15 protein-coding genes are annotated in these 21,911 nt (G+C 63.7%); 3 read left to right on the forward strand and 12 right to left on the reverse strand.

Annotated elements, in window-relative coordinates; translation table 11 throughout:
- Nucleotides 1-4 precede the first annotated feature (4 nt).
- The 7 genes from KHO31_RS01170 to rpsB all read right to left on the reverse strand — a co-directional run bounded on the left by KHO31_RS01170 (nucleotide 5) and on the right by rpsB (nucleotide 6,379).
- The gene (locus KHO31_RS01170; RefSeq protein WP_201073226.1) at nucleotides 5-1,210 is read right to left on the reverse strand and encodes a 1-deoxy-D-xylulose-5-phosphate reductoisomerase; all 1,206 of its coding nucleotides are present in this window, start codon (nucleotides 1,208-1,210) and stop codon (nucleotides 5-7) included.
- Between the two features lie 10 nt (nucleotides 1,211-1,220).
- On the reverse strand, nucleotides 1,221-2,042 hold the full coding sequence (locus KHO31_RS01175; protein WP_201073227.1) for a phosphatidate cytidylyltransferase: 822 nt from the start codon (nucleotides 2,040-2,042) through the stop codon (nucleotides 1,221-1,223).
- Complete coding sequence (gene uppS / locus KHO31_RS01180; protein ID WP_201073228.1) at nucleotides 2,036-2,818, reverse strand: polyprenyl diphosphate synthase; 783 nt, start codon at nucleotides 2,816-2,818, stop codon at nucleotides 2,036-2,038. Before uppS ends, KHO31_RS01175 begins: the two co-directional genes overlap by 7 nt.
- A gap of 140 nt (nucleotides 2,819-2,958) precedes the next feature.
- Nucleotides 2,959-3,519 carry a ribosome recycling factor gene (frr, locus tag KHO31_RS01185; RefSeq protein ID WP_054035184.1) on the reverse strand — a complete coding sequence of 187 codons (561 nt, stop codon included), beginning with the start codon at nucleotides 3,517-3,519 and terminating at the stop codon, nucleotides 2,959-2,961.
- 100 nt (nucleotides 3,520-3,619) lie between these two features.
- On the reverse strand, nucleotides 3,620-4,333 hold the full coding sequence (pyrH, locus tag KHO31_RS01190) for a UMP kinase (RefSeq protein ID WP_054926390.1): 714 nt from the start codon (nucleotides 4,331-4,333) through the stop codon (nucleotides 3,620-3,622).
- A 218-nt stretch (nucleotides 4,334-4,551) separates the two neighbouring features.
- The gene (tsf, locus tag KHO31_RS01195) at nucleotides 4,552-5,433 is read right to left on the reverse strand and encodes a translation elongation factor Ts (RefSeq protein WP_201073229.1); all 882 of its coding nucleotides are present in this window, start codon (nucleotides 5,431-5,433) and stop codon (nucleotides 4,552-4,554) included.
- Between the two features lie 193 nt (nucleotides 5,434-5,626).
- Entirely contained in the window at nucleotides 5,627-6,379 is a 753-nt protein-coding gene (gene rpsB, locus KHO31_RS01200) for a 30S ribosomal protein S2 (protein WP_115780234.1), read from the reverse strand.
- Nucleotides 6,380-6,781: 402 nt separating this feature from the next.
- Between rpsB and map the strand changes: the two genes are divergently transcribed.
- From map to KHO31_RS01215, 3 genes are read left to right on the forward strand one after another with little or no spacing between them, the layout of a single operon-like run.
- Nucleotides 6,782-7,591, forward strand: a complete 810-nt coding sequence (map, locus tag KHO31_RS01205) for a type I methionyl aminopeptidase (protein WP_201073230.1) — start codon at nucleotides 6,782-6,784, stop codon at nucleotides 7,589-7,591.
- A gap of 32 nt (nucleotides 7,592-7,623) precedes the next feature.
- Nucleotides 7,624-10,203, forward strand: coding sequence for a [protein-PII] uridylyltransferase (locus KHO31_RS01210; protein WP_211622544.1), 2,580 nt, complete (start codon nucleotides 7,624-7,626; stop codon nucleotides 10,201-10,203).
- A gap of 6 nt (nucleotides 10,204-10,209) precedes the next feature.
- Nucleotides 10,210-12,384: a pseudouridine synthase gene (locus KHO31_RS01215; RefSeq protein ID WP_201073232.1), complete on the forward strand. Its 2,175-nt coding sequence runs from the start codon at nucleotides 10,210-10,212 to the stop codon at nucleotides 12,382-12,384.
- Between the two features lie 145 nt (nucleotides 12,385-12,529).
- Here the strand turns inward: KHO31_RS01215 and def are convergent, their stop codons facing one another.
- From def to KHO31_RS01240, 5 genes are all read right to left on the reverse strand, one after another.
- A complete protein-coding gene (gene def / locus KHO31_RS01220; RefSeq protein WP_201073233.1) occupies nucleotides 12,530-13,063 on the reverse strand; it encodes a peptide deformylase in 534 nt (177 codons plus the stop codon).
- Nucleotides 13,060-15,126 carry an NAD-dependent DNA ligase LigA gene (gene ligA, locus KHO31_RS01225; protein ID WP_211622545.1) on the reverse strand — a complete coding sequence of 689 codons (2,067 nt, stop codon included), beginning with the start codon at nucleotides 15,124-15,126 and terminating at the stop codon, nucleotides 13,060-13,062. Before ligA ends, def begins: the two co-directional genes overlap by 4 nt.
- A 285-nt stretch (nucleotides 15,127-15,411) precedes the next feature.
- Entirely contained in the window at nucleotides 15,412-16,665 is a 1,254-nt protein-coding gene (locus KHO31_RS01230; protein WP_201073237.1) for a cell division protein ZipA C-terminal FtsZ-binding domain-containing protein, read from the reverse strand.
- Between the two features lie 117 nt (nucleotides 16,666-16,782).
- Nucleotides 16,783-20,301: a chromosome segregation protein SMC gene (smc, locus tag KHO31_RS01235; RefSeq protein ID WP_211622546.1), complete on the reverse strand. Its 3,519-nt coding sequence runs from the start codon at nucleotides 20,299-20,301 to the stop codon at nucleotides 16,783-16,785.
- 149 nt (nucleotides 20,302-20,450) lie between these two features.
- On the reverse strand, nucleotides 20,451-21,449 hold the full coding sequence (locus KHO31_RS01240) for a DMT family transporter (RefSeq protein ID WP_201073239.1): 999 nt from the start codon (nucleotides 21,447-21,449) through the stop codon (nucleotides 20,451-20,453).
- Nucleotides 21,450-21,911: the final 462 nt, after the last annotated feature.

Raw genomic sequence — 21,911 nt, forward strand, 5'->3', positions numbered from 1 at the left:
CGCCTCACTGGACGGCGCGTTCCGTGCGACGGACGCCGTCCGGCAGACGCGCGATGAAGTCGGTGGCGGCGCGGCGCGCGGCCGCGTCCGCTTCGATCACGTCTTCAAGCGCGTGCGCGCTGCGGTTCGGCAACGCGTTGAGTACCGCATCAACCACCTGCGCAATCGCCATGAAACCGATCTGGCGAGACAGGAACGCTTCAACAGCGATCTCGTTAGCGGCATTCAAGGCCGCGCTCGCGACGCCACCTTCGGCCAACGCCTTCATAGCGAGCGCAAGACACGGGAAGCGCGTGTAATCCGGCTTTTCGAACGAGAGCGATGCGACCTGCAGCAGGTCGAGTTGCGCAACACCCGAATCGACGCGATCCGGAAACGCCAGCGCATGCGCGATTGGCGTGCGCATGTCGGGATTGCCCAGTTGCGCGAGGACCGAGCCGTCGGCGTACGACACCATCGAATGAATCACGCTTTGCGGGTGAATCAGCACCTCGATGCGCTCGCCGGGCAGATTGAAGAGCCAATGCGCCTCGATCACCTCGAGGCCCTTGTTCATCATCGTGGCGGAGTCGACCGAAATTTTGCGGCCCATGACCCAGTTCGGATGCTTGCAGGCCTCGTCTGGTGTGACGTCGGCCAGCGTGGCCGGTTCGCGCGTGCGGAACGGCCCACCCGAGGCGGTCAGGATGATCTTGGAGACACCGCCATGCAGCGCGGCGTCGCGCGGCAGGCATTGGAAAATGGCGTTGTGTTCGCTGTCGACAGGCAGCAACACGGCGCCATTGTCGCGCACCGCGTCCATGAAGATCGCGCCGGACATCACCAGCGCTTCCTTGTTGGCGAGCAGAATGCGCTTGCCGGCGCGCGCGGCGGCCAGGCTCGGCGCGAGCCCTGCAGCGCCGACGATCGCCGCCACCACCGTATCGCAGTTGTCGCTCTTCGACACGTCCACGAGCGCCTGCTGCCCGTACGTGACTTCGGTCTTGCAGCCCGCTTCGCGCAGCTTCGCTGCGACGCGCGCGGCAGTATCGGCATCGCCGACCACGGCAACTTCGGGCTGAAAGCGCAGGCATTGCTCGACGAGCTTGTCGCCGTTGCGATGCGCCGTGAGCGCGTAAACCGAAAAGCGCTCGGGATGACGCGCGACGACGTCGAGCGTGCTGTCTCCAATCGAGCCCGTGGAACCGAGCAATGTCAGACGTTTTTGCATATCTCTTTCTCTAGCCGAGCAGCAGCATGGCAAGCGGCAGCACCGGCAACAATGCGTCGATGCGGTCGAGTACACCACCGTGCCCAGGCAACAGGCCGCTTGAATCTTTCACTCCGGCCTGGCGTTTCATCATTGATTCGAACAGGTCACCCACCACGCTGAATGCCACTAGCAGGGTCAGTGCGAGCAGTGTACGTACGGCGCCCAATTGCGCCAGCAGCGCAGAATACAGGGTCGGCTCGAATGCGTGCAAAAAGACCGCCGCCGCGGCGACGATCATCACCACCAGCCAGCCGCCGATCGCGCCCTCCCAGGTCTTACCCGGGCTGATGGCAGGCGCCAGCTTGTGTTTCCCGAAAGCCTTTCCGGAGAAGTATGCGCCGATATCGGCCAGCCATACCAATAGCAGCAGCGACAGCACGAACGGCACACCCTTCATGCGCGCGGCGACGAGAGCATGCCAGCACGCGACGAATACCACAATGCCGGCAAGGAATAGAAAGGCGCGCCAGGCGCCTTGCGCAAGCGTCGGTTTGCGCAGGAGCACATACGGCCCGGCGATCACCCAGAAAATAGCGGCCGCCTGAAAGAGCGGCCGGGGCTCTTCGACGCCCGTACCGAGCCGCGTGCTCGCGACCAGCGCAACGGCGGCCAGCAGTGCATAAATAACCGGGCCCGCGCCGCCAAGCTTCAGCAAGCGCGCCCATTCCCACGCGGCGAACACGACGACGAAGGCAATCAGCGCGCCGAACGCGCCCACCGGCGCGAACAACGTGACCGGCAGGAAGACCGCCAGCAGGATGATCGCCGTGATGACACGGGTTTTTAGCATGGAAGCGAATCGACGTTTTGCGATTGCGGCTCGAGTTGAGCACTGGTGCGGCCGAAGCGGCGTTCGCGCTCCGCGTAGGAAGCGATAGCGTGACCGAGCGCGTCGGCGTCGAAATCCGGCCAGAACGTGTCGGTGAAGTAGAACTCGGTGTACGCGAGTTGCCAGAGCAGGAAGTTGCTGACGCGGCGCTCGCCGCCGGTGCGGATGAAGAGGTCCGGCTCCGGCGCATAGGCCATCGACAGGTGTTCGGCGAACGAGTCCTCGTTCACCTCGACCGCCTTGCCCGCCAGCGCCGATTGCTCAGCGAGCTTGCGGGTGGCCTGCATGATGTCCCAGCGGCCGCCGTAGTTGGCGGCGATGGTGAGCGTGAGACGGGTGTTGCGCGCGGTTTTGGTCTCCGCGCGCTTGATCAGATCGCGGATGCGTGCATCGAACTTCGACAGATCGCCGACCACGCGCAAACGGATGCCGTTCGCGTGCAGCTTGCCGATTTCACGCTCCAGCGCAGTGACGAAGAGACGCATCAGGAACGACACTTCGTCGTTCGGGCGGCGCCAGTTTTCCGAGCTGAAGGCAAAGAGCGTCAGGTATTCGACGCCCTGCCGGGCGCAGGCTTCGACGGCCGCACGCACCGCGTCGACGCCGCGCGTATGGCCAGCCACGCGCGGCAGACGGCGCTGGGTCGCCCAACGGCCGTTGCCGTCCATGATGATCGCGATATGTCGCGGCACCGTGGCGACATCAGGCACGCGCACGGTTGAGCTGGTGTAGGTCATGGCCGTCGGGACAGTGACTGCAAAAAGAAGTGGAAACCTTGAAGCTGTTGAGTGCCCCCAAACCTGGCGCTTCGCACCAGGCCCCCAAGGGGGCACGAAAACTTGGGGCGGCCCGGCGTTTTCGTGGGAGCCAACCAGCCTCAGACCGTCATGATCTCGGCTTCCTTGGTCACTACCAGTTTGTCGATTTCGGTGACGAACTTGTCCGTCAGTTTCTGAACGTCGTCACCTGCACGGCGCTCGTCGTCTTCCGAAATTTCTTTGTCTTTCACGAGCTTTTTCAGTTGCTCGTTTGCATCACGGCGCAGGTTGCGAACAGCGACCTTGGCCGTTTCCGCTTCGCTCTTGACCACTTTGGTCAGTTCGCGGCGGCGTTCTTCGGTCAGCGCGGGCATCGGCACACGGATCACGTCACCTTGCGTAGCCGGGTTCAGACCGAGGTCCGACTCGCGGATCGCCTTTTCGACGACCTGGACCATCTTCTTTTCCCACGGCTGCACGCCGATCGTGCGGGCATCGATCAGCGTCAGGTTCGCGACCTGCGAAATCGGCACCGGTGATCCGTAGTAGTCGCACTGGATGTGATCGAGCAGGCCCGTGTGTGCACGGCCCGTGCGGATCTTCGACAGGTCGTTCTTGAACGCGTCGATGGAACGCTGCATCTTTTGTTCAGCGCCCTTCCTGATATCAGCCACAGACATTTTTAAACCTCCGAACCTTCAAAACGGTGCGAGCCGGCCAGCGCGCGCACTATGCGGCGGCCTGGGCTCGCGTTAAAGCCCACGTTATGTGAACGAGAGTTTACACGTGGACGAGGGTGCCCTCGTCTTCGCCTAGTACGATGCGCTTGAGCGCACCCGGCTTGACGATCGAAAACACCCGGATCGGCAGCTTCTGGTCGCGGCACAGCGCGAACGCCGTGGCGTCCATCACCTGCAGATTGCGGCCGATGGCTTCGTCGAAGCTGATCGTGGTGTAACGGGTCGCGCTCGGGTCTTTCTTGGGGTCGGCGGAATACACGCCGTCCACCTTGGTGGCCTTCAGCACCACTTCCGCACCGACTTCCGAGCCGCGTAGCGCGGCGGCCGTATCGGTCGTGAAGAACGGGTTGCCGGTACCGGCCGCGAAAATCACGACTTTGCCTTCTTCGAGCTGGCGAATCGCGCGGGGCCGGATGTACGGCTCAACCACCTGGTCCATGCGCAGCGCGGACTGCACGCGCGCTTCGATACCGGCATGGCGCATTGCATCTTGCAGCGCCAGCGCGTTCATCATCGTGGCCAGCATGCCCATGTAGTCGGCTGTCGCGCGATCCATACCCGCTGCGCCGCCCGCGACGCCGCGGAAAATATTACCGCCGCCAATGACCACGGCCAGCTGCGTTCCGAGACGGACCACTTCGGCCACGTCCGCCACCATTCGTTCGATGGTCGCGCGATTGATGCCGAAGGCATCGTCGCCCATCAGAGCTTCACCGGAGAGTTTGAGCAGGACGCGTTTATAGGCAGTGGGCATAAGGGGTATCCAGATCGCGCAGAACAGGGCAACAACAAAGGACTAATGTAGGGGTGAAATACTGATTCGGGCAAGCGTCGCCAAATTGACAAACCCTAAGGTTCGCCAGCGGCGTGCGCTACGAGGGTCACCCGCGCGCAGCCTTGCGGCGCCGCCGACCGCGGCAAAGTCTTGCTTCGCCGCGGGTCCAACGGTACTAACTGAAGCTTAAGCGATGCTTATTGTTGCTTTGCAGCAGCGACTTGAGCGGCCACTTCAGCTGCGAAGTCGTCCTGCTTCTTCTCAATGCCTTCGCCGACCACGAACAGCGCGAACTTCTGCACGCTCGCGTTGCCAGCCTTCAACATCTGTTCGATCGTCTGCTTGTCGTTCTTAACGAACGTCTGGTTCAGCAGCGACACTTCCTTCAGGTACTTCTGCACGCTGCCGTCGACCATCTTGGCGACGATTTCAGCCGGCTTGCCCGATTCAGCAGCCTTCTGTTCAGCGATGCTGCGTTCCTTGGCGATCAGATCAGCCGGCACGTCGTCCGACGACAGGGAAACCGGCTTCATTGCGGCGATGTGCATCGCCACGTCCTTGCCGACCTGCTCGTCCGCGCCGGTGTACTCGACCAGCACGCCGATACGCGTGCCGTGCAGATACGCCGCCAGCTTGTTTGCGGTGTCGAAACGCACGAAACGGCGGATCGACAGGTTTTCACCGATCTTGCCAACCAGTGCCAGACGCACTGCGTCGACCGTCGAGCCGTCCAGCGGCAATGCCGACAGAGCCGCGACGTCAGCCGGGTTTTGCGTAGCGACCAGTTCAGCGACCGTCTTCGAGAAAGCCAGGAAATCGTCGTTCTTCGAAACGAAATCGGTTTCGCAGTTCAGCTCGACCAGCGAACCCGCGTTGCCGCCGATGAACGATGCGACGACGCCTTCAGCCGTCACGCGCGACGCTGCCTTGCTGGCCTTGTTGCCCAGCTTCACGCGCAGCAGCTCTTCAGCGCGCGCCATGTCGCCGTCGGCTTCCGTCAGCGCCTTCTTGCATTCCATCATCGGCGCGTCGGTCTTTGCGCGCAGTTCTGCAACCATGCTTGCGGTAATTGCCGCCATCATTTGCTCCTTGAGTTCCGTCTGTCACACGCCGCCCGGACTTCGATACCGGCGGCAAGAATTCGTTTCAACATCGCACGTATTTTCTACGGGCTATGTTTCAGGCACTGCTCACAGCACACCACTACTTTGTCGCGGCTTAAAAAAAGGGGGCCTGTAGAAAGCCCCCTTTTTTGCCGGACACGGGGCAGCTTTACGCTTCCGAGTTGACCTCGACGAACTCGTCGCCGTCACCGCCACGGGCAGCTTGCACCACTTCGTTCACTGCGTTTGCACGACCTTCCAGGATCGCGTCAGCCACGCCAGCCGTGTACAGAGCGACAGCCTTCGAAGCGTCGTCGTTACCCGGGATCACGTAGTCGATGCCTTCCGGCGAGTGGTTCGTGTCGACCACGGCGATGACCGGAATACCGAGCTTGTTAGCTTCGGTCACGGCAATCTTGTGGTAACCGACGTCGACCACGAAGATCGCGTCCGGAATACCGCCCATGTCCTTCACGCCGCCGATCGACTTTTGCAGCTTGGCCATTTCGCGTTCGAACAGGAGCGCTTCTTTCTTGCTCATGCGTTCGGTTTCGCCTGCTTCCAGCGCTGCTTCCATGTCCTTCAGACGCTTGATCGAGACCTTCAGCGTCTTGAAGTTGGTCAGCATGCCGCCGAGCCAGCGTGCGTTGACGAAAGGCATGCCAGCGCGCTGTGCTTCTTCAGCGATCGTGTCGCGCGATTGACGCTTCGTGCCGACGAACAGGATCGTGCCGCGATTGGCTGCCAGCTGACGCGCGTACTTCAGCGCGTCGTTGTACATCGGCAGCGTCTTTTCGAGGTTGATGATGTGAATCTTGTTGCGATGACCGAAAATGAAGGGGGCCATCTTCGGGTTCCAGAAGCGCGTTTGGTGACCGAAGTGGACACCGGCTTCCAGCATTTGACGCATGGTAACTGCCATGAAAATCTCCGCGAGGGTTGGGTCTTAAGCCGGCTGCCGTATCAGCCGCGCTGCCATTTTTGGCTGAACGCGACGGACACCCTGGGTGCGCCGGCTTGCGAGTCTGCTGCCTTGGTACCACCTTATCCCGTAGCGAAGGCAACTATCGCCACGAGAAGCCTTTCCCGCCTGCTTGCGCCCATTGGAACAACAATAAGGCAACAAAAATAAGACAGAGATCGACTTAGCCAAAGATTATAGCACGGGCCTATCGCCCGACTCAACCCGCGCGGTAGCTCCCGTTTGCCACAGCCGGGTTGCACCTGCACGTGCGCCGCCTTATTGCAAAACCGTGGCAAAACCCTGCGGTTACCGGAATATGGTGCGATAATCCTGCAATAAATCGCATTTCAGGCCCGACTCATGGCTATTACGCTCAAAAACGAACACGATATCGCGCAGATGCGCGTCGCCTGCAAGCTTGGCAGCGAAGTGCTCGACTACATTACGCCGTTCGTCACGGCCGGCATCACGACCGGCGAACTCGACCGGCTGTGTCACGAATATATGCTCAAGGAACAAGGCACGATTCCGGCGCCGCTGAATTATCAGCCGCCCGGCTATCCGCCTTATCCGAAGGCCACCTGCATTTCGGTGAACGACGTGATCTGCCACGGCATTCCGGGCGACAAGACGCTGAAGAACGGCGACGCCCTGAATATCGACGTCACGGTGATCAAGGATGGCTATTTCGGCGACACCAGCCGGATGTTCATTGTCGGCGAAGGCTCGATCATGGCCAAACGCCTGGTGCAGACCACCTTCGAATGCATGTGGCTCGGCATTGATCAGGTGCGCCCGGGCGCCCATCTCGGCGATATCGGCTACGCAATCCAGAAGCATGCAGAAGGGCAAGGCTACAGCGTGGTGCGCGAGTATTGCGGCCATGGCATCGGCACGGTGTTCCACGAAGACCCGCAAATTCTGCACTATGGCCGTCCCGGTACCGGACTCGAACTGCAGGCCGGCATGATCTTCACGATCGAGCCGATGATCAACGCCGGACGGCGTGACATCCGCACCATGCCGGACCAGTGGACCGTCAAGACCAAAGACCGCAGCCTGTCGGCACAGTGGGAGCACACCGTGCTCGTCACCGAAACCGGCTACGACGTGCTGACTGTCTCGGCCGGTACGCCCGCGCGTCCGCCGGTTGTCGCAGCCACGGCCTGACCGACTTCCGCCCTCACCTGCCCCGCCTGCCAATGAGTAGTGTTCCAGCCGTCGCCCAATCTCATGCCACGTCGCTCAAGGCGGACTACAAGGTGGCCAAAGCCCAGTTGCTGGAACGCTTCAAGACCGCCTCCAACGTCGACTCGCTGATGGCCGCGCTGGCGCGCGCCACGGACGAGTCGCTGCGCGCCGCCTGGAACACCTGCGAGCTGCCGCCCGAACTGGCGCTGCTCGCTGTCGGCGGATACGGGCGGGGCGAACTCGCGCCGCACTCCGACATCGACATTCTGGTCCTGCTGCCCGACGCGCCGATCGAGCATCTTGAAGCGCGCATCGAGCGCTTTATCAGCCTGGCGTGGGATTTGGGGCTCGAACTCGGCAGCAGCGTGCGCAGCGTGGCGCAATGCGTCGAAGAAGCCGCGAACGACGTCACCGTGCGCACTTCGCTGCTCGAATCGCGGCGCATTACGGGCAGCGCCCTGCTGTTCGACGACTTTGCGAAGCGCTACCGCGAAACGCTCGACCCCCGCGCGTTCTTCCAGGCCAAAGTGCTGGAAATGCGTCAGCGGCACGCCAAGTTTCAGGACACGCCGTATTCGCTTGAACCGAACATCAAGGAAAGCCCGGGCGGCTTGCGCGATCTGCAACTGATTCTGTGGATTACACAGGCGGCCGGTTTCGGCAGCAGCTGGCGCGAGCTCGAAGCACGCGGCCTCATCACCGAGCGCGAAGCGCGCGAACTGCGCCGCAACGAAGGCTTCCTGAAAACGCTGCGTGCACGGCTGCATGTGATCGCCGGCCGCCGCCAGGACATTCTGGTGTTCGACCTGCAAACACCGGTAGCCGAAAGCTTCGGCTACAAGCCAACGGCCACCAAGCGCGCCAGCGAACAGCTGATGCGCCGCTATTACTGGTCCGCCAAGGCTGTCACGCAGCTCGCCACGATCCTGATCCAGAACATTGAAGCGCAACTGTTCCCCAACACGAGCGGCATCACGCGCGTGCTGTCGGATCGTTTCGTCGAGAAGCAGGGCATGCTGGAGATCGCCAGCGACGACGTATTCCAGCGCGAGCCCAATGCGATCCTCGAAGCTTTCCTGCTCTACGAACAGACGCCGGGCGTGAAAGGTTTGTCGGCGCGCACGCTGCGCGCAATCTACAACGCCCGCGACGTGATGGATCAGCATTGGCGGCGCGATCCGGAAAACCGGCGCCTGTTCATGGACATCCTGAAGCAGCCGGCCGGTATCACGCACGCACTGCGCCTGATGAACCAGACCAGCGTGCTCGGGCGCTATCTGCTGAACTTCCGGCGCATCGTCGGGCAGATGCAGCACGACCTGTATCACGTCTACACGGTCGATCAGCACATCCTCATGGTTTTGCGTAATCTGCGCCGCTTTGCTGTAGCCGAGCATGCGCACGAATATCCGTTCTGCAGCCAGTTGATCGCCAATTTCGACCGGCCGTGGGTGCTGTACGTGGCTGCCCTGTTTCACGACATCGCCAAGGGCCGCGGCGGTGACCATTCCACGCTCGGCATGGCCGACGCGCGGCGCTTCTGCCGCAGCCACGGCATCGAAAGCGAGGACGGCGAACTGGTCGTCTGGCTGGTCCAGCAGCATCTGACCATGAGCCAGGTCGCGCAGAAACAGGACACCAGCGACCCGGAAGTCATCAAGCGGTTTGCCGAACTGGTCGGCAACGAGCGCCGGCTCACGGCGCTCTACCTGCTGACCGTGGCCGACATTCGCGGCACCAGCCCGAAAGTATGGAACACGTGGAAGGGCAAGCTGCTCGAGGACCTTTACCGCGCGACCCTGGCGGTGCTCGGCGGCGCACGGCCTGACGCGCATTCGGAACTGAAATCGCGCCAGGAAGAGGCGCTCGCGCTACTGCGCCTTGAAACCGTGCCGGAGGGCGCCCAAAAAGCGCTGTGGGACAAGCTGGATATCGGCTACTTCCTGCGCCACGACGCGGCGGACATCGCGTGGCAGACCCGCGTGCTGTATCGGCACGTCGAGACCACGACGCCGATCGTGCGGGCGCGTCCGTCGCCGATCGGCGAAGCGCTTCAAGTGCTGGTGTACGTGAAGGATCAGCCCGATCTGTTCGCCGGCATTTGTGCGTATTTCGACCGCAATGGCTTGTCGGTGCTCGATGCGCGGGTCAGCACGACCCGTCACGGGTACGCGCTCGATAATTTCCTCGTCGCGCATACCGAAGAAGACGTGCATTATCGCGATATTGCCAATCTGGTCGAACAGGAACTGACCGCACGCCTCACCGGTGACGGCACCCTGCTTCCGGGACCGTCGAAAGGCCGTTTGTCACGGCTGTCGCGGACCTTCCCTGTTACGCCGCGCGTCGATCTTCGGGCCGACGAGCGCGGCCAATATTACATCCTGTCCGTGTCTGCGAACGACCGGCCAGGCCTTCTTTATTCGATCGCGCGCGTGCTGGCCGAGCACCGGGTCGGCGTCGCGTCGGCGCGGATCAATACGCTCGGCGAACGCGTCGAAGACGTGTTCCTGCTGGATGGGCACGGTCTGTCGGACAACCGCCTGCAAATTCAGGTCGAGACCGAACTGCTGCGCGCGATTGCAGTGTGAGATTTCATGCGACTCAAATTAACAGCCAAGCACCCGCGGCCGGCTTCGTCCGAACGCGCCCCTGTCCGTACCGGAAGCACCTCGGCGCGTAAGCCGACGCGCCCGGCTGGGCCGAAGCCGTCTGCACCGACGGCGGGTTTTAGCGGGGCACGGGGTGAAGGCGCTGGCGCAGCGGCGGGTGGCGGCAAGCGGCCGGCCGGTGCGGGTAAGCCGGCGGGCGCCGGTGCGCGTGCCCCACGCGCTGAAGGATCGTTTTCCCGCGAGCGGGATGCGGGTGGTGCCGGCGCTGCGCGCCGGGCACCGTCGGATCGGCCGCCGCGGCGTGAAGGGGCCGGCGGTGCGCCGCGCCGCTTCGAGGGCGGCGGCGATCGCGCTCCGCGTCGGGACGACAGTGAGCGCGCTCCGCGCCGGTTTGAAGGTGGGGCGGATCGTAGCGAACGTGCTCCGCGCCGTGCTGACGGTGAACGTAGCCAAGGCGCGCCGCGCCGCTTCGAGGGCGGCGGCGACCGTGCTCCGCGTCGGGACGAGGGCGCTCGCGCGCCCCGTAAGTTTGAAGGTGGCGGCGATCGTAGCGAACGCGCTCCGCGTCGCGCTGACGGCGAACGTACTCAAGGCGCGCCGCGCCGGTTTGAGGGCGGCGGCGACCGTGCTCCGCGTCGGGACGATGGTGAGCGTGCGCCGCGCAGGTTTGAAGGTGGCGCCGACCGTAGCGAGCGCGCTCCACGTCGCGCTGACGGTGAACGCAGTCAGGGCGCGCCGCGTCGATTTGAAGGCGGCGGCGATCGTGCTCCCCGTCGCTTTGAAGGCGGCGCGGATCGCGGCGAACGCAGCCAGGGCGCACCCCGCCGGTTCGAAGGAAGCGCGGACCGCAGCGACCGCGCACCGCGCCGAGACGACAGCGAACGCCGCTCGTTCAGCGGTCCGCGCCCGGGCGCAGGCCGTCCGTCGGAAGGCGGACCGCGCGGCGAGCGTCCGGCGCGCGACGCTTCGGATCGCCCCCGCTTCGGCAGTGACCGTGGCGCCCCGCAGGAGCGCCGTGGCGGCGAACGCGGGCCGCGCAGCGACAGCGCGCCGCGTCGTTTTGAAGGCGAGCGTGGCGAGCGCACTTTCGCGAAGCCCGTCAAAAGCGGCTACGGTGATCGAACGGATCGTCCGGCACGCGCACCGCGCGACGACCGCGGCGACCGGGCACCGGCCAAGCGTGAATTCGGCGATCGTCCGCCGCGTGCCGGCGAACGTAGTGACCGAAGCGAACGCCCTGCTCGCAGCTTCGACAAGGCGCTGCCGGCCGCCGGCCGTCGCTTTGGCGATGACAACCGCCCCGCCCGTGCCGACAAGCCGCGCGGCCCGGCGCCTGCCGCCAGAACCGAACGCGACGCCGATGCCGCCCCGCGCACGCCGCGCCGCGATTACGAAGACGCGCCAGGCACCCTGCGCCTGTCCAAGCTGATGTCGGAACTCGGCCTGTGCTCACGCCGCGAAGCCGACGAGTGGATCGAAAAAGGCTGGGTGCTGGTCGACGGCGAGCGGATCGACACGCTCGGCACCAAGGTTCGTCCGGACCAGCGCATCGAGATCGATCCGGCCGCCGAAGCCGCGCAAGCAAGCCAGGTGACGGTCCTGATCCACAAGCCGGTAGGCCTTGTATCGGGCCAGGCGGAAGACGGCTATCAACCGGCCATCACGCTGGTCACGCCGGAAAATCGCTGGGAAGGCGACAGTTCTGACATTCGCTTCTCGGTCTCGCATCTGCGCCAGCTGGCGCCGGCCGGGCGCCTGGACATCGATTCGACAGGCTTGCTGGTTCTGACGCAGGACGGCCGCATTGCCAAGCAGCTGATTGGCGGCCATTCGGAGATCGACAAGGAGTATCTGGTGCGCGTGTCGTTCGGCGAGCACACAACCGATGTCGAAAGCCACTTCCCGCCGGAAAGCCTCGCGCTCTTGTGCCACGGCCTCTCGCTCGACGACGTGCCGCTGAAGCCCGCACAGGTCAACTGGCAAAACGGCGAGCAGCTGCGTTTCGTGTTGCGCGAAGGCAAGAAGCGTCAGATCCGCCGGATGTGCGAGCTGGTCGGCCTCGAAGTGATCGGCCTGAAGCGCGTGCGGATGGGCCAGGTCATGCTGGGTGCACTGCCGCCGGGCCAATGGCGCTATCTCTCGGCGGACGAGTCGTTTTGATGCCGGGGGTTTGACGCTCAACAGCGAAAGACTAACGGTGCCCGCACCGTGACACTCGCCCAACAAAAAACCCACGTGAAAACGTGGGTTTTTTTATGCTGGCGGCGCACGCGACAATGCGTCCGCCGCTGGCCACGATGCGGCGTCAATCGTCGCGATTCGGGTCCATATCCGGAAACAGGACTTCCGTGAAGCCGAATTTCGCGAAATCGTTGATCCGCATCGGGTACAGCTTACCGATCAGGTGGTCGCACTCATGTTGCACGACGCGCGCGTGAAAGCCCTCGGCAACGCGGTCGATCGGCTTGCCGTATTGATCGAAGCCGTGATACTTGATCATCGAAAAGCGGCTCACCGCGCCTCGCAGGCCAGGCACGGACAGGCAGCCTTCCCAGCCCTCTTCCATATCCAGCGACACCGGCGTGATGGTCGGGTTGATCAGCACCGTCTCCGGCACCGGCGGCGCATCCGGATAGCGTTCGTTGTGGCCGAAGCCGAAGATCACCACCTGCAGATTAACGCCGATCTGCGGCGCGGCGAGCCCCGCGCCGTCCGCGTCGTGCATGGTCTCGAACATGTCTTTGACGAGCGCATGCAGTTCGGGCGTGTCGAAATGATCGACCGGATCGGCAATCAGCAGAAGACGTGGATCGCCCATCTTGAGAATTTCACGGATCATGACTGCCCCTCCAGGAGCTTACGCATACCATCTTCGTCGAGTACGGGGATGCCGAGTTCCTCGGCCTTCGCCAACTTGCTGCCCGCTTCGGCCCCCGCCACCACGTAGTCTGTCTTCTTCGACACCGAGCCGGCCACTTTCGCGCCGGCCGCTTCGAGCATTTCTTTCGCCTCTTCGCGGGCGAGCGTCGGCAAGGTGCCGGTCAATACGACCGTCTTGCCGGCTAGCACCCCTTGCGGCGCCTTTGGCGCGGGCGGTCCCTCCGGCCATGTAACCTTACCCGGCGCGCGCAGTTGCTCGATCACCGTGCGATTGTGCTCCTCCGCAAAAAACTGATGAATCGACTCGGCCACCACGGGACCCACGTCGTTCACTTCCAGCAATTCTTCGACCGAGGCATCCATGATCGGATTCAGCGAGCCGAAGTGTTTGGCAAGATCTTTCGCCGTCGATTCGCCCACATGCCGGATGCCGAGCGCGTAAATGAAGCGTGCCAGCGTGGTGTGCTTGGCTTTTTCGAGTGAGTCGAGCAGATTCTGCGCGGACTTTTCGGCGAAACGATCGAGTTCAGCAAGCGTCGCAAAGCCAACGTTGAACAGGTCGGCCGGCGTGCGCACCAGATTCTGCTCCACGAGTTGATCGATAATCTTTTCGCCGAGTCCGTCGATATCCAGCGCCCGCCGCTGCGCGAAGTGCCACAGCGCCTGCTTGCGCTGCGCCGGGCAGAACAGGCCACCCGTGCAACGCGCAATCGCCTCGTCCGGCAGCCGTTCAATGCTCGAGCCGCACACCGGGCAATGCGTAGGCATGACGAATTCGCGGGCGTCGTCCGGGCGGCGGTCGAGCAGCGCGCTCACCACTTCGGGAATCACGTCGCCGGCGCGCCGCACGATGACCGTGTCGCCGATCCGGATATCTTTGCGGCGCACTTCGTCTTCATTGTGCAACGTCGCGTTCGTCACCGTCGCGCCGCCGACGAACACCGGTTCCAGCCGCGCAACCGGCGTGATCGCGCCGGTGCGGCCAACCTGTACGTCGATCGCGACGAGTCTGGTTAGCGCTTCCTGCGCCGGAAATTTGTGCGCCAGAGCGAAACGCGGCGCGCGCGAGACAAAGCCGAGCGCGTCCTGCTCATCGCGCCGATTGACCTTGTAGACGACACCGTCGATATCGTAAGGCAGCGTGTCGCGCTTCTCGCCTACCGCGTGGAAGAACCCCAGCAATCCTTCGGCGCCCTGCACCACCGCCCGCTCGCCATTCACCGGCAAGCCGAGTTCCTTGTACCAGTCGAGCAATTCGCTATGCGTGGCCGGCATCTCGATGCCCTCGAGCACACCGATTCCATAAGCGAAGAACGACAGCGGCCGCTGCGCGGTGATCTTCGAATCGAGCTGCCGCAGACTGCCCGCGGCGGCGTTGCGCGGATTGGCGAACTCCTTCTGCTCAGCGGCCCGCTGGCGCTCGTTCAGACGTTCAAAATCGCGCTTGAACATGAGCACTTCGCCGCGTACGTCGAGCACATGCGGCACGCGTTTGCCCTTGAGTTTGAGCGGAATGGAACGGATCGTGCGGACGTTTTCGGTGACGTTCTCGCCGGTGGCGCCGTCGCCGCGCGTGGACGCCTGGACGAATATGCCGTCGACATAGCGCAGGGAGATAGCGAGGCCGTCAAACTTCAACTCAGCCGCGTATTCGACCGGTACCGGCGGTTCGCTCGTATTCTTGCCGAGCGCATCGCCGACGCGTTTGTCGAACGCGGCGATATCTTCATCGGCGAAGCCGTTGTTCAGCGACAGCATGGGCTGATCGTGCACGACCGTTTCGAAGCCGCTTGACGCCTCGCCACCCACGCGCTGGGTGGGCGAGTCCGGCACAACCAGGTCCGGATGTTCAGTCTCGATTCGCTCCAGTTCCTTGAAGAGTTTGTCGTACTCCGCATCCGGCAAGTCCGGCTGATCGAGTACGTAGTACGCGTAGTTGGCGCGTTCGAGTTCCGCGCGCAGCCACGCGGCCCGCTCTGCCGGAGCGCTGGTTGCAGGGTTTGAGGCGGGAGTTCGGGCCATGCTGTCGGAAGGTTCTTCAGTGAAATTCAGACATTGGATTATCGCAGGAAAGCGTGCCCCTTTACATCGGCCGAACGGCCAGTTTCGTGCGTTCGTCGTTGCCGCGAAACGGCCGATGAAACCGTCGCGCGAAACGCCAGGCAAACACCGCTGGGGAAGCCCAGCCTCGGACGCGACATGCGCATCACGCCAAGCCGCGCCTGCAGCATCACGTGACGTACTGCCCCAAACAACAACGGCCGCACATCGTGCGGCCGTCGAGTCCTGCATGCAAAATCAGAGCCGTTACTGGCTGAACAAACGCCGGGTGGCCGGCGAACCCGCCGGAATGCCCGCCTGTTCGAGCTTCGCATAGAGCGTCATCAACTGTTTTTCGATTGCCAGCAGCGCGGTTTCCGGCAGCGGGCGGCGCCCGTCGTCGACCACCCGTCCGCCAATACGCTCGGCAAGCGATTTCGCGTAATCGCACATCAGGCGGAACGGCAGGATGTCTTCGTCCGCGACCGGCACGTCGAGCACCAGCGTGATCATCTGGCCGCCCTTGTAAGTCAGGTCGTCGCGCAGGAAATTGGTGTCGCCGAATTGCAGCATGAACACCGGGCTCTGCTTCGCGTCGAGCTTGACGAAGCGCGTGCCGTCGCGCGAGAGCAGCAAGCCGTCCTGCGACGCGACGGCCTGGACATAGTTGGCCGACCACGGCGCTCCGTCGGACAGCACGTTGATCGACAGTTGCGCATCGCACTGCGCGGCGAACCCGTCGAGCTCGCGCGCCATCGCGACCGTTTCCATCATATCGGGGAATTCCGGCGACGCGTCGAGCGCATCGGCAAACTGCTGCACGCCGGTCACGAACTCCGAGAATTCCAGTTCATTGAGCGCGCCACTGCGATTGGCCAATTGCGCGGCCGCGCGCAGCTCTTCATAGCGCGCGCCGTTTTGCAGCAATTCCCACGCGCCGCTTTCGAGCTTGCCCTCGATATGCACCGGCTTGCTGCCGGCGCGGCGCAGACGCTGCGCGAGCGGAATCACCTTGTCGCCGGCCACCGGGCCGTTCAGACGAATCGGCACAATACAGTCGATGCGGCGGTCGACGATGGCCGGCGGCGCCGACGAAATCGTCGTGGCAGCAGGCAGGATCGGCTCGACCGGTTCGTCGGCTTGCGCAGCATGGCCGCCTTCGGCTTCGGCAATGCCCTCCGCTTCCGGATAGCCGTTCGGTGTAGTCGTCTCGGCCTGGATATCGGCCGGCGTATCGAGCGGTGCGGCGGTTGAGCCAAAAGTCGGCTCGACGCGCGCCGCTGCCGTTTCCGCCGCCGTGTCGGAACCCACTACCGGCTCGCGCCGCGTGGTCGGCCGGGCCGGTTCGATAAACGGGCTCTGCTCCTCCTGATCGTCCCGCGCGAAACTTTCGGCGGTATCGGCCGGCATCGGGCGCGGCATCTTGCGGCGCACCTTCGCGCCTTGCCATGCGTTGTACACAACCACGCCCCCGACCACCACGGCACCCGCGCCGATCAAACCGAGTGTCAACTCGTCCATGCATGCTCCATCAGCAATTCTTCTGTCTGCGCGGCTATGCGCCCGCCCCACGTGTCGCGCGGCCGATGGCCGCTGCGCTGAACGCGGGCGCCCGCGATGGTCAACTCAAAACTAAACTCAAACGATATTCTGGGCGAAACCAGCAGCCGTTTCCATGTCGACCGCAACGATCCGGGACACACCCTGCTCCTGCATGGTCACGCCAATCAGTTGCTGCGCCATTTCCATCGCGATCTTGTTGTGCGAAATGAACAGGAACTGTGTCTTGTCCGACATCGCGCGCACGAGGTTCGCAAAGCGTTCCGTGTTGGCGTCGTCGAGCGGCGCGTCCACTTCGTCGAGCAGACAGAACGGCGCGGGATTCAGCTGGAACATCGCGAACACCAGCGCCGTGGCCGTCAATGCCTTCTCGCCGCCCGACAGCAGGTGAATCGTCGAATTCTTCTTGCCTGGCGGTTGCGCCATCACCTGCACGCCGGCGTCGAGAATCTCGTCGCCGGTCATGATCAGCTTGGCCTGGCCACCGCCAAAGAGACGCGGGAACAGTTCGCCGAAATGACGGTTCACTTCGTCGAAGGTGCCTTGCAGCAGCGTGCGCGTCTCGCCGTCGATCTTGCGGATCGCGTCTTCCAGCGTTTCGATTGCGTTGTTCAGGTCGGCCGATTGCGCATCGAGGAACGTTTTGCGCTCGGTCGCTGCCTTCAGTTCGTCGAGCGCGGCCATGTTGACGGGGCCGAGCGCCGTGATCGCGTTGTTGATCCGCGTGACTTCGCCTTGCAAGTAGGACGGCTTCATGTCCGGCGTGAGCTTGGCCTGCAACTCGGCTTCATCGACGCCGGCTGCCGCGAGTTGCTCGATGAACTGCTCGCCGTTCAGGCGCGCGGCCTGTTCCTTCAACTGCAATTCGTTGATGCGGTCACGCAGCGGTTGCAGCGCACGCTCGGCGGTCAGGCGGGTTTCGTCGGCGGCACGCAGCTTGGCCGTCAGATCGTCCAGTTCGAGGCGCGCAGCGTGCAGCGCTTCTTCCTTGACCGCACGAATATCGAGCGCGTCCTGCAAACCGGTATGCGCGGTTTGCTCGTTGATCGTTTCCAGCTCGGCGCGCGCATCTTCCAGCGACGCGGCCACGCGCTCGCTCTGCTCGTGCGAGACCTGGATGCTGCGCTTCAATTCGTCGATGCGGTTCGCCATGTTGCGCGCGGCGAAGCGCGCGTCGGTGGCGGCCCGATCGAGATCGCGCGATTGGGCGCGCGCAGCGGTGAGCGCTTCGTCGAGCGCTTCGAAGGCCAGTTGGTGATCTTCGAAACGCGCCTGCAATTCGGCGAGTTCGGAGTCGTGACGCTCGAAGTTCGCTTCCGATTCGCTGCGCAATGCGCGCTGCTCTTCGATCTGCGCGGTGATTTCTTCGAGCTCTTCGCGGATTTGCGTGCTGCGTTGCGTGTAGCGCTCATGCGCTTGTGCGAGCTTGAGCACGTCCATCTGCAAGGCGTGCACGCGTTGCGTCGCACGCTCCGACTGTTGACGGACATCGGTCAAAGCTTGGGCGGCTTGCGTGTGCGCGGCTTCGGCACGGATCGCAGCAGCCTTCGCCTCATCGGCGAGCAAGGCTTGCGCACGCACCTGACGGCCCAGGTTTTCGATTTCCTGCTGACGGGCCAGCATGCCGGCCTGTTCGGAATCGGCGGCATACAGCTGGACACCGACACGCGTCACGACGTGGCCAGCCTTGACGACGAACGAACCGCCGTCCGGCAATTGCGCGCGCATGGCCAGTGCCTGTTGCAGATCGTCAGCGACGAAGGCGAGGCCAAGCCAGTCGTTCAGCACGGCGCGAATACCTGCATCGTCGATACGAACCAGCGACAGCAGCGGACGCAAAGCCGGCGGCGTAGCGACAGCCTGACCGGCTGCCGGCGGTGCGTAGAACGCGAGCTTGGCAGGCGGCGCGTCGGTGGCGAACGCCTTGACCCAGTCGAGGTTCGACACTTCCAGCGCGGCGAGCCGCTCACGCAGCACCGCTTCGAGCGCGGCTTCCCAACCGGCTTCGACGTGCAGCTTCTTCCACAGACGCGGCAAGCCGTTCAGTTCGTGCTTTTCGAGCCACGGCTGGATCTTGCCCTCGGTCTGGACGTTTTCCTGCAGTTGCTTGAGCGCGGCGAGGCGTGCGTCGAGCTGGTGGATCTGCGCGCTTTCGGACTGCACGCGTTCCTGCGCGCTGCGGCGTTCACCGTCCAGACGCGGCAGGGTTTCCTGAGCGTCGGCGAGGCGCGTTTGCGCGTCATGCAGGATTTCTTCGTTCTCGGCGAGCTGCATGCGCAAGTCTTCGAGCTGCGCTTCGTCAGGGGCGTCCAGACCGCCCGCTTCCGACTTGAGCCGCTCGTGACGCTGCTGCAATTGCTGCAGCTGCTGGTCGGCATTGCGCTGATGCGCCGCTTCGAGCTTGAGCGCCTGTTCGGTCTGCGCGATACCGCCGCGCTCGGCGTTCAGTTCGGTCTGCGCATCCCGCCAGCGGGCTTCGAGCGCCGGCATCGCGTCATGCTTGCCGGCGGCTTCGTCTTCGGCCAGCGCGGCTTTTTCTTCGGCGACGGCCAGCTGTTCTTCAGCGTCTTCGAGATCGTCTTGTGCTTTTTGGGCTTGCGACTGCCACTGTTCACGCTGCGCGGTCAACGCGGCGATCTGCGCCTGCACGCGGTTGCGCGATTCGACGATGAACTTGATCTCGGCCTCGAGGCGGCTGACTTCGGCATTCGCCTCGTACAACGCGCCTTGCGCACCCTGCATCGCGTCGCTGGCGGAGTAATGCGCGACGCGCAGCGTTTCGAGTTGCGCTTCGACTTCGCGCAGCTTCGCGGTTTGCGCTTCGAGGTCGATCTGCGCCTGTTCGATCGCGCGTTGCTGGCGTTCCTGCTCACCGCCGGCTTCGTTCTTGCGCAACAGCCACAACAAACGCTGCTTCTCTTCGCCGTCGGCCTGCAAATCCTTGTATTTGGTCGCGACGATCGCCTGCGCCTCGAGCTTCTCGAGGTTCGCGCTGAGTTCGCGGACGATATCTTCGACGCGAATCAGATTCTCGCGCGTGTCGTGCAGGCGGTTCTCAGTTTCGCGGCGGCGTTCCTTGTACTTCGACACGCCCGCGGCCTCTTCGAGGAACACGCGCAGCTCTTCCGGTTTCGCTTCGATCAGGCGCGCGATCATGCCCTGCCCGATGATCGCGTACGCACGCGGCCCGAGGCCGGTGCCAAGGAAAATGTCCTGAATGTCGCGACGGCGCGCCGGCAAGTTGTTGATGTAGTAGCTCGAGGTGCCGTCGCGCGTCAGCACGCGCTTGACGGCGATTTCGGCATACTGCCCCCACTGCCCGGCGGCACGGCCGTCGGCGTTGTCGAACACGAGTTCGACGCTGGCGCGGCTACCCGGCTTGCGCGCGGTCGAGCCATTGAAGATCACGTCCTGCATCGACTCGCCGCGCAGCTCGGAAGCGCGCGATTCGCCAAGCACCCAGCGCACGGCGTCGATGATGTTGGACTTGCCGCACCCATTCGGCCCGACCACGCCGACGAGCTGGCCCGGTACCTGGAAATGCGTGGGATCGACGAATGACTTGAAGCCAGCGAGTTTGATCGAGGTCAGACGCACGGCGATTTCGCTGTTTGAAAAGGGAAAATAAAAGGTGGCTCGTGAAGGCCGCGCCAGCCGTTCGCCGATGCAGCGACACGACCCGCGCAACCCCGCGATACGGGCGCCAATCGCACGCGGTGAAGCGTGCGCCGGCTAATGAGGGGCAATCATACCATCGCGCGTGAGCGGTTCTTAGCGTCCTTACGGTCTGCGTCACCGTCGGCGTCGAGCCCCACATCCTGATTGGCCGGATCAGGCGGCAAAACCTTGGTCCGATGCACCCAACTGGACAGTGCCGACGCCAGCACGATGCACGCGCCGCCGGCCCATTCGCGCGGGCCCGGCGTCTCGCCAGCAAAGAGCCACGCGGACAGGGCCGTGACCACGATCTCGAACAGCATGATGATCGAGGCCCGATTGGCCGGCACCCGCGCGAGTCCATACTGCACGAGCATATTGTTCGATGCGAGCAGAAAACCGAGGCCGAGCACTAGTAATGCGGCCGTGCCGAGATGCGCGCCGGTGGGCGGTGCGGGCATCGCCTCGAACAGTGACGCAAAGGCGCTGAAAATCGCGGCACCGCCGAAGATCGTCGCCGTGCGCATTTCGGGTTTCATCTCGGGCAGCACGCGGCTCGTCTTGAGAATCAGCACGTTGCTCATTGCAAAGCCCATGCCGCCCGCAAGTCCTGCCCATTCGGCGAGGTTGCCGGGCACCGGCATGCCCAGTTGCGGCGACCACAGCATCGTCATCGCACCGGCCAGCGACAGCGCGGCGAGGCCCGCGCCCGCCCAGGTCAGCCGTTCGTGCAGAATGAAGTGCGCAAAGAGCGCGGTCCAGGCGGGGGTGAGATAGAACAGCAACAGCACGCGCATCACCTCGCCGTGGATCGAGCCCCACACGAAGCCGAGATTGGTAATGCCCGCGGCCAGCGCCAAGGCCGGCAGCAGCCAGTGCCAGCGCACGGTCCTGAGCGCGCGATAGCGCACCAGCAGGACGAACAGGCAACCCGCGCCGCTCGTGAGCGCGCTCGCTGCCGTACCGGTCACGCCGAGCGCATTCAGCATGCGCAGCGGGTACCAGATCATCCCCCACACCGAGGCGCCCAGCATGATCGCCAGGGTGGGCCAACCCGTCGGCAAGCCGTTGCGGATCCAGTTGGTCATGGTGCGGTGCTCCCGCTGCAGTGGCTGCGCTTGCGGGTGGGGTTGCTGAGGTTACGGACGGCGGCGTCCTCGCGCCCGCTTCGTCCGAATCGTCCGAATCGTCCGGATGTCTCCGTTGCTGCTACGACCATTGCTGCTCCTGCTTCTTTTTTGCGCGAACCGCCGGCAGTTCGCGTCGTTCCCGCTGCGTCGCAATGCCTGCGCTGCCTGGCGGGTTGCGCCGCGTCTTACACGCCAGGCGCCGCCGCAATGTGCTCCCAGATACCTTCTGCGGGCCACAAAGCTTGCGTTCGGGCCATTGCGGCCCTGAGTCATCCAAGATGACTACCGTCCGGCTTCTCTCTGTTGCATGCGTTTTGGCTGGCACACGGCAATGCCGCCATGAATTTCCCGCCCGCGCCGCCACGCTATAATCATTCGCTCGCCGCCGCTGCCGCCCTTTTCGCGTGTTTCACGCGTTTT

The organism is Paraburkholderia domus, from assembly GCF_905220705.1.
GTDB classification, from domain to species: domain Bacteria; phylum Pseudomonadota; class Gammaproteobacteria; order Burkholderiales; family Burkholderiaceae; genus Paraburkholderia; species Paraburkholderia domus.

What these genes read in the sequence shown, in the direction of transcription:
- KHO31_RS01170 (WP_201073226.1), bottom strand. Translation starts at nt 1,210, where the DNA reads ATGCAAAAACGTCTGACATTGCTCGGTTCCACGGGCTCGATTGGAGAC.
- KHO31_RS01175 (WP_201073227.1), bottom strand. Translation starts at nt 2,042, where the DNA reads ATGCTAAAAACCCGTGTCATCACGGCGATCATCCTGCTGGCGGTCTTC.
- uppS (WP_201073228.1), bottom strand. Translation starts at nt 2,818, where the DNA reads ATGACCTACACCAGCTCAACCGTGCGCGTGCCTGATGTCGCCACGGTG.
- frr (WP_054035184.1), bottom strand. Translation starts at nt 3,519, where the DNA reads ATGTCTGTGGCTGATATCAGGAAGGGCGCTGAACAAAAGATGCAGCGT.
- pyrH (WP_054926390.1), bottom strand. Translation starts at nt 4,333, where the DNA reads ATGCCCACTGCCTATAAACGCGTCCTGCTCAAACTCTCCGGTGAAGCT.
- tsf (WP_201073229.1), bottom strand. Translation starts at nt 5,433, where the DNA reads ATGGCGGCAATTACCGCAAGCATGGTTGCAGAACTGCGCGCAAAGACC.
- rpsB (WP_115780234.1), bottom strand. Translation starts at nt 6,379, where the DNA reads ATGGCAGTTACCATGCGTCAAATGCTGGAAGCCGGTGTCCACTTCGGT.
- map (WP_201073230.1), top strand. Translation starts at nt 6,782, where the DNA reads ATGGCTATTACGCTCAAAAACGAACACGATATCGCGCAGATGCGCGTC.
- KHO31_RS01210 (WP_211622544.1), top strand. Translation starts at nt 7,624, where the DNA reads ATGAGTAGTGTTCCAGCCGTCGCCCAATCTCATGCCACGTCGCTCAAG.
- KHO31_RS01215 (WP_201073232.1), top strand. Translation starts at nt 10,210, where the DNA reads ATGCGACTCAAATTAACAGCCAAGCACCCGCGGCCGGCTTCGTCCGAA.
- def (WP_201073233.1), bottom strand. Translation starts at nt 13,063, where the DNA reads ATGATCCGTGAAATTCTCAAGATGGGCGATCCACGTCTTCTGCTGATT.
- ligA (WP_211622545.1), bottom strand. Translation starts at nt 15,126, where the DNA reads ATGGCCCGAACTCCCGCCTCAAACCCTGCAACCAGCGCTCCGGCAGAG.
- KHO31_RS01230 (WP_201073237.1), bottom strand. Translation starts at nt 16,665, where the DNA reads ATGGACGAGTTGACACTCGGTTTGATCGGCGCGGGTGCCGTGGTGGTC.
- KHO31_RS01240 (WP_201073239.1), bottom strand. Translation starts at nt 21,449, where the DNA reads ATGACCAACTGGATCCGCAACGGCTTGCCGACGGGTTGGCCCACCCTG.